This is a genomic window from Rhodobacter sp. 24-YEA-8, from assembly GCF_900105075.1.
Taxonomy (GTDB): domain Bacteria; phylum Pseudomonadota; class Alphaproteobacteria; order Rhodobacterales; family Rhodobacteraceae; genus Pseudogemmobacter.
The window spans coordinates 369,383-380,000 of the sequence record NZ_FNSK01000001.1 but is presented as its reverse complement, the minus strand read 5'-3'; the positions used below and the strand labels follow the sequence as shown (position 1 = coordinate 380,000).

The 10,618-nt window shown below is 61.6% G+C and carries 14 protein-coding genes (1 of these 14 only partly in view); 4 read left to right on the top strand and 10 right to left on the bottom strand.

Going from position 1 to position 10,618, the window contains the following annotated elements; genetic code table 11:
• Both BLW25_RS01905 and BLW25_RS01900 read right to left on the bottom strand, forming a co-directional pair.
• Positions 1 to 382, bottom strand: the 5' end (the start) of a protein-coding gene (locus tag BLW25_RS01905) for an L-ornithine N(alpha)-acyltransferase (RefSeq protein ID WP_092895845.1). Its footprint begins 401 nt before the window's first position; the window shows 382 of its 783 coding nt (coding positions 1-382); its start codon is at positions 380 to 382; its stop codon lies off the left edge, out of view.
• 269 nt (positions 383 to 651) lie between these two features.
• The gene (locus tag BLW25_RS01900) at positions 652 to 825 is read right to left on the bottom strand and encodes a DUF3553 domain-containing protein (RefSeq protein WP_092895843.1); all 174 of its coding nucleotides are present in this window, start codon (positions 823 to 825) and stop codon (positions 652 to 654) included.
• A gap of 24 nt (positions 826 to 849) precedes the next feature.
• Between BLW25_RS01900 and BLW25_RS01895 the strand changes: the two genes are divergently transcribed.
• Entirely contained in the window at positions 850 to 1,500 is a 651-nt protein-coding gene (locus BLW25_RS01895; protein WP_092895841.1) for a histidine phosphotransferase family protein, read from the top strand.
• Between the two features lie 48 nt (positions 1,501 to 1,548).
• Here BLW25_RS01895 and BLW25_RS01890 read toward each other — a convergent pair whose 3' ends face one another.
• From BLW25_RS01890 to BLW25_RS01865, 6 genes are all read right to left on the bottom strand, one after another.
• Positions 1,549 to 2,280, bottom strand: coding sequence for a sulfate/molybdate ABC transporter ATP-binding protein (locus BLW25_RS01890; protein ID WP_092895839.1), 732 nt, complete (start codon positions 2,278 to 2,280; stop codon positions 1,549 to 1,551).
• 69 nt (positions 2,281 to 2,349) lie between these two features.
• Complete coding sequence (gene cysW / locus BLW25_RS01885; RefSeq protein ID WP_092895837.1) at positions 2,350 to 3,225, bottom strand: sulfate ABC transporter permease subunit CysW; 876 nt, start codon at positions 3,223 to 3,225, stop codon at positions 2,350 to 2,352.
• Positions 3,218 to 4,150 carry an ABC transporter permease gene (locus BLW25_RS01880; protein ID WP_092895835.1) on the bottom strand — a complete coding sequence of 311 codons (933 nt, stop codon included), beginning with the start codon at positions 4,148 to 4,150 and terminating at the stop codon, positions 3,218 to 3,220. Before BLW25_RS01880 ends, cysW begins: the two co-directional genes overlap by 8 nt.
• 9 nt (positions 4,151 to 4,159) lie before the next feature.
• The gene (locus BLW25_RS01875; protein WP_253188164.1) at positions 4,160 to 5,338 is read right to left on the bottom strand and encodes a sulfate ABC transporter substrate-binding protein; all 1,179 of its coding nucleotides are present in this window, start codon (positions 5,336 to 5,338) and stop codon (positions 4,160 to 4,162) included.
• A 13-nt stretch (positions 5,339 to 5,351) separates the two neighbouring features.
• A complete protein-coding gene (locus tag BLW25_RS01870) occupies positions 5,352 to 5,606 on the bottom strand; it encodes a hypothetical protein (protein WP_092895833.1) in 255 nt (84 codons plus the stop codon).
• A 374-nt stretch (positions 5,607 to 5,980) separates the two neighbouring features.
• Positions 5,981 to 6,433 carry an RrF2 family transcriptional regulator gene (locus BLW25_RS01865; protein WP_092895832.1) on the bottom strand — a complete coding sequence of 151 codons (453 nt, stop codon included), beginning with the start codon at positions 6,431 to 6,433 and terminating at the stop codon, positions 5,981 to 5,983.
• Between the two features lie 214 nt (positions 6,434 to 6,647).
• Here BLW25_RS01865 and BLW25_RS01860 point away from each other — a divergent pair, with 214 nt between their 5' ends.
• Positions 6,648 to 7,121 (top strand): Lrp/AsnC family transcriptional regulator, encoded by a 474-nt coding sequence (locus tag BLW25_RS01860; protein ID WP_092895830.1) that lies wholly within the window; start codon positions 6,648 to 6,650, stop codon positions 7,119 to 7,121.
• Positions 7,122 to 7,203: 82 nt separating this feature from the next.
• Here BLW25_RS01860 and BLW25_RS01855 read toward each other — a convergent pair whose 3' ends face one another.
• Positions 7,204 to 7,809, bottom strand: a complete 606-nt coding sequence (locus BLW25_RS01855) for a LysE family translocator (RefSeq protein ID WP_092895828.1) — start codon at positions 7,807 to 7,809, stop codon at positions 7,204 to 7,206.
• A gap of 72 nt (positions 7,810 to 7,881) precedes the next feature.
• On the opposite strand from BLW25_RS01855, the gene BLW25_RS01850 reads away from it, so the two are divergent.
• Positions 7,882 to 8,334 carry an Lrp/AsnC family transcriptional regulator gene (locus tag BLW25_RS01850; protein WP_092895826.1) on the top strand — a complete coding sequence of 151 codons (453 nt, stop codon included), beginning with the start codon at positions 7,882 to 7,884 and terminating at the stop codon, positions 8,332 to 8,334.
• A 164-nt stretch (positions 8,335 to 8,498) separates the two neighbouring features.
• On the top strand, positions 8,499 to 9,809 hold the full coding sequence (locus BLW25_RS01845) for an O-acetylhomoserine aminocarboxypropyltransferase/cysteine synthase family protein (protein WP_092895824.1): 1,311 nt from the start codon (positions 8,499 to 8,501) through the stop codon (positions 9,807 to 9,809).
• 48 nt (positions 9,810 to 9,857) lie between these two features.
• On the opposite strand, the gene BLW25_RS01840 is transcribed toward BLW25_RS01845, so the two are convergent.
• Positions 9,858 to 10,565, bottom strand: a complete 708-nt coding sequence (locus BLW25_RS01840; protein ID WP_249498701.1) for an SIMPL domain-containing protein — start codon at positions 10,563 to 10,565, stop codon at positions 9,858 to 9,860.
• Positions 10,566 to 10,618: the final 53 nt, after the last annotated feature.

Sequence of the window (10,618 nt, the reverse complement as noted above, 5' to 3'; positions counted from 1 at the left end):
TCGCAGCCCCGCCGCGGTGGTCGGGATGAACACAGGTTCGACCGAGTTCCAGCAGGCGCCGCCCCGTCGCGCGCAAGGGCGCCAGGTCATATTCATCTTCGGAATAGAAGCGCCCGCCCTCGGGCAACCGATCACAGGGCAAAAGCCGGTAGGCCCCGACCACATGATCGCCGGTCTCGGGCGGGATGCGTTTATCGATCAGCACGAGATGGTCGAAGATCGCGTCAAAGGCATCGGTCTCGATCCGGCGTTCATGATCGATCATGCCGCCGCTGGCGCCCAGCTCCTCGACAAAGACCAGGTATCGCAAACGCTGGGCTGCGAAAATATCGACCACTTCCGTCGCGAGGCGGAGCGTATAGTTGGGTTCTTCGGCAAGCATATCGTCAGGAGGCGACTTTTTATGAGGGACGTCTCTGGCGCTGGTGGCACCGGGTCTCCCCCGTGCCACACTGTTCCGGCTCTCTTCCTGACTTAATCATGTAACAGTCTTGTTGCAATCTAAAGCTCTGTGATCAGAGTTCTGCCACGAGGGCGCGAATTTGGCGGAAATGACTGGTCTGACGCGATCCAGTCGCCACGGCGTGCGCTGCCCGTTGCGGTCACAATGCCGTTAATCCTTGATAATTCTGGAAAAACACTCCACGCTTTTCAGATACCGAATTCGGGACGCAGATCCACATACCTGCTGTCGATTACCTGCTTTCCCGCGTGTTCAAAGTTAACCGTTACCCGTCCTGCGATATTTGACTGCACCTGCCCCAGCCCCCAATCGGGACGCGACGGGCAGCTCACGAACATACCAGGTTCCAGGAGAGAATTCATTTAGCAATTTCCCGGGGTTATCAGATGCAAGACAAAACCGATCTCGCGGCGCTTATCGGATCACGGATCTGTCATGACCTTATCAGCCCAATCGGCGCGATCGGCAACGGGGTCGAGCTTATGATGATGGATCGCAGCGCCGCTTCGCCTGAACTGGCGCTGATTGCCGAAAGTGTCGAAAGCGCGAATGCCCGGATCCGGTTCTTCCGGGTGGCCTTCGGCCTCGCTGGCACCGATCAGCGCATCGCGCGCAGCGAAGTCACCGGCATTCTTTCGGCCATGTCGCGCGGCGGCCGGCTGAAACTGGACTGGTCCAGCGGCACCGATCTTGACCGGCGCGATGTCAAACTGGCCTTCCTGCTGCTGCAATGTCTGGAAAGCGCCCTGCCCTATGGCGGCACCATCCGCGCCGTCCAAAGCAGCGCCGCGCAAAAGGAGGGCGGTCACGCCTCTGGCGGCTGGCAGATCATCGCGGAAGCCGCACGGATGCGGGCTGAGCCGCGTTTCTGGGATATGTTCAGCCCCGCCTTCGCCGGGCTGCCTTCCAGAGACTGCGAAGGCACACCGATTGCCGCCTCGCATGTGCAATTCGCACTCGCCGTTACAGAGATCCGGGCGCGCGGCCTGAGCCTTGCCTGCGACATCACCGAAGGCGCGATCCGGCTGGGCTGGTAGTCTCGCGGATCTCAACCCCGGCCATGGCCCGGCCGGCCCGGGGCGTGATCAGGCCGCGATAAAGCTGCGGACGAAATCACTCGCGGGACGGGCGCGGATATCGGCAGGCTTGCCGATCTGTTCGATCCGCCCGCCGGTCTGCGAGCCGGACATCACCACCACCAGATCGGCCAGTTCCATCGCCTCTTCCTGGTCATGGGTTACAAAGACTGTGGTCAGCCCGGTCTCGTCATGGATATCGCGCAGCCCCTGGCGCAATTCCTTGCGCACTTTCGCATCCAGCGCACCAAAGGGCTCGTCCAGCAAGAGCATCCTGGGCTCGATCGCCAGCGCCCGCGCAAGGGCCACACGCTGCCGCTGACCGCCGGAGAGCTGGCTCGGATAGCGCGCGCCGATCTCGGGAAGCTGGATCAGCTCCAGCAATTTCGTTACCCGCCGGGTGATTTCCGCCTTTGGCGGACGAACCGCACGTTTCCGCGCCCTGAGCCCGTATGCGATGTTTTCGAACACCGTCATATGGCGAAACAGCGCATAAGACTGGAACACAAAGCCCGCACGGCGTTGCTGCACCGTCAATCCGGTCGCATCCTGGCCATCAAACAGCACCCGCCCCGAAGTCGGAAATTCCAGTCCGCCAAGGATCCGCAAAAGCGTGGTCTTGCCTGAACCCGACGGGCCCAGCAATGCCACCAGCGCGCCCGACGGGATCGAGAGAGAAACCGGCGTAAGCGCGGCGGTGGTGCCAAAGGCTTTCGAGATTTCGTCGATTTCGATTTTCAAGGGCGGCTCCTGTGGCTGCTGGCGGTGGGGCTCTGCCCCACACCCGGGAGTATTCAGATCAAGGGGAAATCAATGTCCGCGCCGGTTGGCGGAGAGCTCTCCGGCATGGCGGTTTTCGAGCCAGGTCTTGAGGAGAAGTGTGAGCAACGCGAGGAAGGCAAGCAGACCCGCCATCGCAAAAGCGGTGGCCCCCTGGTACTCATTATAGAACATCTCGATCTTGAGCGGCATGGTCGTTGCAGATTCGCGCCGGCCTGAAACCACGGCGACAGCGCCGAACTCACCCATCGCGCGGGCATTGCTGAGCAGCACACCGTAAAGCAGCGCCCAGCGGATATTCGGCAAGGTGACGGTCAGAAAGGTCCGCCAGCCCGAAGCGCCCAGGGTCAGCGCCGCCTCTTCTTCGGCACGGCCCTGTTCGATCATCACCGGAATCAACTCGCGGGCGACAAAGGGGAAAGTGACGAAGACCGTGGCCAGCACGATGCCCGGCAATGCAAAGACGATGGGGAAACCATGTGCCACCAGCCAGGCGCCGATTGCGGTATTGGCCCCGAACAGCAGCACGATGCACAGACCCGCAACAACCGGCGAGACCGAGAAAGGCAGATCGATCAGCGTGATCAGGAAGGCCTTGCCGCGAAAGTCGAATTTGGTGATGAACCAGGCGGCGGCAATGCCGAAAGCCGCGTTCAAAGGCACCGCGATGGCGGCAACCGTCAGCGTCAGTTTGATCGCCGGCAGGGCCTCGCGGCTGAAAAGGCTCTTCCAGGCCGCTTCCCAGCCTTTTGACAGCGCCTCAACAAATATCGCGATCAGCGGTGCGAAGACCAGCACCGCCAGCGCCAGCGTCACGAAACCGATCAGCAGCCAGCGTGCCAGCGGGGCCTCTTCGGTCGGGGCGCGGAAACGGCGGGCGGGGGTTGCGTGGCTCAGGTCAGACATAGCCAATTCTCCGGCGGCTCCAGACCTGGATCAGGTTGATCACCAGGAGCATGGCGAAAGAGATCACCAGCATCGCAATGCCGATGGCGGCGGCACCATCATAGCTGAATTCTTCAAGCTGGATGACGATGAGGAGTGGCGCGATCTCGGTCACAAGCGGCTTGTTGCCCGCGATGAAGATGACCGAGCCGTATTCACCCACCGCCCGCGCCAGCGAGAGCGCGAAACCGGTCAGCGCCGCCGGCAAAAGCATCGGCCAGACCACATGACGCAGCGTGTGCAGGCGCGAGGCACCCAGCGTTGCCGAAGCCTCTTCGACTTCGCGTTCGATTTCATGAATCACCGGCTGCACGGTGCGGGCCACGAAAGGCAGGCCCACGAAAACCAGCGCGATGAAGATCCCCATTGTCGAATAGGCAATGCGCGGTGGCACCTGCAGCGACCAGGGTTCAAACCCAAGGCCGGTCACCAGCAGATTCAGCGCGGCCTCGGGCCAGGCGAGGCCCGCATTCAGCACCGGCGCAATGGTATGGGTCCAGCTTGCGCCGAAAAACCCATTGGGCGCGTAAAGCGCGGTCAGCGCGATCCCGGCAACGGCGGTGGGAAGCGCGAAGGGCAGATCGACGGCCGCATCAAGGATCCGGTGGCCCGGAAAACGATAGCGCGCCAGCACCCAGGCGAGGATCACCCCGAAGATCAGGTTGAACACCGCCGCGTAGAAGGACAGGCGGAAGGAAAGATACAGCGCCTTCCAGACGCGCTCGCGGTTGACCGTGGCCCAGATCCCTTCGGCCCCATAGCTGACGCCCTGCAAAAGCAGGGCGCCGATGGGCAGGAGAACCACAATCGAGAGCATCGTGAAGGTGATCCCCATCGACAGGCCGAGGCCCGGCATCGGAGATCTGTGGACGACAGGCCTGCCCATCCCGGATCCTTACTTTGCTACGTAGATCTGGTCGAAGGTACCGCCATCCCCGAAATGCTCGGGTTGGGCTTTTTCCCAGCCGCCGAAATCGGCGATGGTCACCAGATCAAGCTTCGGGAAACGTGCCACATCTTCCGGATTGGCGGCCGATGTGTCCCAGGCCCGGTAAAAGTTCTTGAACGCAATCGCCTGGCCTTCGGGGCTGTAAAGATAGTTCAGATAGGCCTCGGCCAGTTTGCGCTGTTCTTCATTCTTGATATTGCCTTCGACCAGGGCGACCGGCGGTTCGGTCAGGATCGAGACGCTCGGCACGACGATGTCGAAACTGTCTTCGCCGATCTCCTGCAGTGCAAGATAGGCCTCGTTTTCCCAGGCGAGCAGCACATCGCCGATTTCACGCTGGACGAAAGTGGTGGTCGAACCGCGCGCCCCGGTATCGAGCACCGGCACATGTTCGAACAGCGCTTTCACGAAGTCCTTCGGATCCTTGCCGTTCTTTTCGGCCCAGGCCCAGGCGGCGAGGTAGTTCCAGCGCGCCCCGCCCGAGGTTTTCGGGTTCGGCGTGATCACCTCGACGCCGTCTTTCAGCAGATCGCCCCAGTCGTTCAGCCCCTTGGGGTTCCCTTCGCGCACGAGGAACACGATGGTCGAAGTATAGGGCGAGGAATTATGCGGCAGTTTGGTCTGCCAGTCTTTCGGAAGCTTGCCGGTCTCGGCCACGCGGTCGATATCGCCGCCAAGCGCAAGGGTCAGCACCTGGGCGTCAAGCCCCTCGACCACTGCGCGGGCCTGCGCGCCGGAGCCGCCATGCGAGACCTCGATCTCCGGCGCTTCATTTCCTTCGGCGACCCAGTATTTCGCGAAAGCCTCGTTGAACTCGCGGTAAAGCTCGCGGGTCGGGTCATATGAGACGTTCAGCAGCGATTCCGCCTGGACGGGCGCGGCGAGAGCGCCGGCCACGACCAGGGCGATCCCGGCCACGGCACCGCGGATCAGCCGCGAAACCGGCCAGCCCTCAAGACTGCGAAAGCCGGAAAGGATCGTCGAACGGGTCTCGCGCGGGGTGTCGATGCGGGGGGCCTGGATGGTCATATCTGTCTCCTGCAAGGTGGTTTTGTTGCCCTGTGCGTCCCGGCTGCGCGGCAGCTGCAGGAAGGGCACAAGGCCGAAAAGGGTCTGATGTGTCATGGGTGTGCCCTCCTTACGGTTCGATCGGGTCGATGCGGGCTTCCCAGACCGACCGGTCGCGGCCGGAAAGCAGTTCGGCTACCGCCTCGGACGGGCGCCGGGTGAAGATCACCAGCGGCGTACCATTGACGCGATGCGTCATCCCGGTGCGGCGGTCGATCAGGCGAACGACACAGGTGCCGGACATGCCCTGACCCTGGGCCGGGCGGCCGATGGGGGTATAAGCGTTGCCCGTTGCGGGCGTTCCGAAAGCGAATGCTGCGGTCATCCTGCACTCTCCTGCACTTGTCCTGTCCGGCACCATGCCAGCCAATAAACATAATAACGACAGGATTACTCGTTATTTGCAAAGGAATGTTTCTGGTGAAATACCCCGCCCAGAGAGAAGAAAATTCTACGCCTCGCGCAAATCGCAGCCAGAAACCATCGTTCCAGCGGCGGGCTGGTTTCACAGAAGGATCAGGTCAGGGGGAATCGCGGGCCGCAGACCGGCCTTTTCTCCGGCCGGTAACGATAACCGACCAGGAACAGGGCGCCGCTATCGGATGCGCTCTGTCACTATAAGATGCAGTCCACCCGCTTCCGATACTGCCCCTGGCCGAAACTGCCGCGACCAGCCTTTCGGCCGGCCAGGCCGCCGGGTCAGCCGCCCAGAACCTGTTCGGCCACCTTGTCCGAGCGCAGCATGTCGGCAAGCGTCAGTGATTCGATGATCACCAGATAGGACCAGAAGACCTCGGCAAAGATCTTGCGGATGCGGCAGCTCGCCTCATCGGTGCAATCCTCGCACCGCTGATAGGCACGGCGCGACAGGCAGGGCAGCGGCGCTATCGGCCCGTCGATCAGCCGCAACAGCTCTGAGATCGAGACCTCGACCGGTTTCTTGATCAGCGAATAGCCGCCCGAGCGCCCGCGCGTCGACGCAATCACCCCGGCATTCCTGACCTCAAGCAGAATATGTTCGAGGAATCGTTTCGGCGTGCCCGAGCGGCGCGCGATCTCTTCGATGGTCAGCGCCACGGGCTCAGCTTTGCCGGCTTCGTCACCAAGAACGAGAAGGGCCTTGAGGGCATATTTCATTTTCTGGGTGATCATACGGATAAGCCTATGGACACAGTCTGCGCGAATCAATCTGGCAAAGCGAGGTTTTCCCCGTTCGACGGGTTCATCTGGAATGATTGCCCGCGAAAAACAAGGGATTCCGGGCCAGTTTCCCTGGATAGCATTAAAGACGATTTAACCAGTAGACAAAATTGTATTTATGCGACCAGAATGAGAACGAACCCACTGCCGAATGCAGGAGCAACAGATGGACAATCTCGATCTGATCGACCGTAAGATCGTGGCCGAACTGATGCGCGACGCGACACTGCCCGTGGCGCAGATCGCGGACCGGGTCGGCCTGTCGCAGACGCCCTGCTGGAAGCGTATCCAGAAACTCGAGGCCAATGGCGTCCTGACCGGACGGGTGGCGCTGGCAAACCCGGCGCGGCTGGGCTTTGGCCTGACGGTCTTCATCGGCATTGAGGCGCCCGATCATTCGGCGACCTGGCGTGATACGTTCTCGCGGGCTGTCGGGCAGTTCCCCGAGGTGATGGAAGTCTACCGCATGGCCGGAGAGATGGATTACCTGTTGCGGGTTTCGGTCGCGGACATGGAAAGCTTTGACCAGCTGTACAAACGGCTGACCGATGCTGTGCCGATCAAGAACCTGACCTCGCATTTCGCGATGGAGCGGATGAAGTTCACGACCGCCTATCCGGTGGACACTCGCAACCGCTGAGCACACGGGGGCAGACCCCCGCCATAAAGGGGCCAGGAGGCAGAACGGGCTGAGCTGGCCCCGCCCTTCCTGGCCCTTTGCCTTACTGTGCCAGTTTCATCGTGATCACCGGCCAGAGGGACAGAACCAGCAGCACCGCCATCGTCCAGTTGAAGATGCGCAGGCGGGAAGGATGTGAAAGCCAGCGCTGCAAGCCCTGCCCCGCTGCGGCCCAGGTCGATGTGGACGGGATCGAGACCAGCGCGAAGGCAATGGCGGCAAGGGCGAGCGATCCCGCATCGGGATGCGGGACATAGGCGGCAACCCCGCCCAGAGCCATCGCCCAGGCCTTTGGGTTCACCCATTGAAACGCCGCCGCCTGTATCAGCGTCATCGGTTTCGCACCGGTGCCGCGCTCTCCGGGCGCCGAAGACATGGCAATCTTCCAGGCGAGCCAGAGCATATAGGCGACCGACAGCCCTTTCAGCACGTTCAGCGCGGGCGGCCAGAGGCGGAACAGGCCAGCAACGCCCAGCCCGGTCAGGAGCACGAGGCTCACCACGCCGAGGCAGATCCCCAGCATATGCGGGATGGTGCGGCGAAAGCCGAAATTCACCCCCGAGGCGATCAGCATCATATTATTCGGCCCCGGGGTGAAGGTCGTGGCCATGGCAAAGCCCAGAAGGGCGAGGAAAGCTTCATATGTCATGGCGCAAACATTGCCCGGATCCGCCGCAATCTGATTGCAAAGATGCGACCTGAATGGCAATATTTGCAACTTATGACGAGTGTTGACCAGATAGACGAAAAGATATTGCGCGCCCTGACGGCAGACGGGCGACTGACCAATCTGGCGCTGGCGGCAAAGATCGGGCTCTCGCCCTCAGCCACTTTGCGTCGGGTACAGGATCTGGAGCGCATCGGCGTCATCCGGGGCTATCGGGCGGTGCTGGACCCGGAAAAGCTTGGGATCGGGTTCATCGCCTATATCACCGTCGGGCTGAACACCCATACCAAGGCCTCGCAGGAGGCGTTTGAGCGCGCGGTGATCCTCGCGCCGCAGGTGCGGGAATGTCATAATGTCACCGGCGCGGTGGAATATCTGCTGCGGGTCGAGACGCGGGATCTGGCTAGTTACAAGCACTGGCATACCGAGATCCTTGGCACATTGCCCCAGGTGCGTTCGGTCACTTCTTATGTCGTGATGGGCAGCCCGAAGGATGACCGCGCCTGAGGGCGGGCCCTGTGACACGGGTGCAAAGCCACTCGCCCGACCGGGCAGCATGTCATATTTGCACGATCCTTATGAAAACTGCGGAGATCCTGACCGCAACCAGACATTGCCGCGCCCGCTGGCTTTGCCTAACCTCGCGCCGGACCGGAGCATGGGAGGACCATATGACCGAAAATACCGAGCCGAAGCCGCATGGCTTCGACACACTGGCAGTTCATGCCGGTGCAACCCCGGACCCAGTGACGGGCGCCATCAACCCACCGATCTATCAGACCACGGCCTATCAGTTCAAAGATGCGGACCATGCGGCGCGGCTCTTTGGCCTGGAAGAGATCGGCTATATCTATTCGCGCCTGACCAATCCGACCGTCTCGGCACTGGTCGCCCGGGTCGCGGCGCTGGAAGGCGCTGTGGGTGGGATCGCCTGCTCTTCAGGCCATGCAGCACAGATCATGGCTCTGTTCCCGCTCATGGGGCCAGGAAAAAATATCGTCGCCTCGACAAGGCTTTACGGCGGCACCATCACCCAGTTCAGCCAGACCATCAAACGCTTTGGCTGGTCGGCCAAATTCGTAGACACCGATGATCTGGGCGCGGTGGCGAAGGCCGTCGACAAGAACACCCGCGCGATCTTTGCCGAAACGATTGCCAATCCCGGCGGCTATATCACCGACATCCCTGCACTGGCGAAGATCGCCGACCGCAAAGGGATCCCGCTGATCATCGACAACACCACCGCGACGCCTTACCTGTGCAACCCGATTGCGCTTGGCGCCACTCTGGTCGTGCATTCGGCGACGAAATACCTCACCGGAAATGGCACCGTCACCGGCGGTATCGTCCTCGATTCGGGCAAGTTCAACTGGTCTGCAAGCGACAAGTTTCCCTCGCTCTCGCAGCCCGAGCCCGCCTATCATGGCCTCGTCTTCCACCCGACTTTGGGCGGCATGGCCTATACGTTCCACTCCATTGCGGTCGGGCTCAGGGATCTGGGCATGACGATGAACCCGCAGGGCGCGCATTACACACTGATGGGGATCGAGACGCTGGGTCTGCGGATGGAGCGTCACGTCGCCAATGCGAAAAAGGTCGCGGAATGGCTTGAGGCTGACCCCCGCGTCGAATTCGTCACCTGGGCCGGGCTGAAATCTTCGCCCTCCTATAAGAAGGTGAAGAAGATCACGCCGAAAGGCGCCGGGGCGCTGTTCACCTTCGCGCTGAAGGACGGCTATGACGCCTGTGTCAGCCTGATCAACAACCTGAAGCTGTTCCGCCATGTGGCGAATCTCGGTGATACGCGGTCGCTGATCATTCATTCGGCCTCGACCACGCATCGCCAGCTGACCGAAGAACAGCAGGTCAAGGCGGGCGCTGCCCCGAATGTGGTGCGGGTCTCGATCGGAATCGAAAATGCCGATGACATCATCGCCGATCTCGATCAGGCGATCACCGCCGCCACCGGCAAAAGCCGCTGAGGTAAAGCCCTGCGGCGGGTTATCCCCGCCGCAGGATATTCGACAGGATCAGCCGCCGATTTCCCAGGTGATGGTGACGGTCGCCTGATAGCTGACATCGCCCTTTTGCACCGGGACCGAAGCGGCATCCGCCTTGAACATCGGCGCCGGGCCACCGCTATAGCCGCCGCCATCGGTCAGCGAGACCAGATCGCCCAGCTTGACCCCGGCCGCTTCTGCCAGGAGCTCGGCCCGTGCGCGCGCATCGGCCACGGCCAGCTTGCGCGCCTCATCCAGCGCCGGGCGCGGGTCGACCAGCGCGAAGGTGACGCCGTTAAGGGTATTCGCCCCATCGGTCACAACCTGATCAAGGGTCGCGCCCAGCTTATCCAGGTCGCGGATCCCCACCGTCAGGTAGTTCATCGCGGTAAAGCCATCGATCTTCTGTGTGCCCGAAGACGAATAGGAATTCGACCAGTTCGGATTGACCGAAAGGCCCGAGGTCTGCATGTCACCCTCGGCCACGCCCAGCTCTTTCAGGCGCGCAATCACCTTCTCCATCTCGGCAGAGTTCAGCTTCAGCGCCGAACCCGCATTCTCCCCGACCGAGGTGACCCCGACCGAAATCGTCGCCATATCAGGCGCCTTTGACACCGATGCCTCACCATTGACGGTGATGATCGCCTTGCCGTCGGCCAGCACCGGCGAAGCCGCGATCAGCGCCGCGCCAAAGGCCGCGGCCGAAAGAGAGGTTTTGAACAAAGACCGCATACGCATGGAAGACTCCTTATCACTGCGACTGCTTACAGAACATTAACGCATGTCGAAGA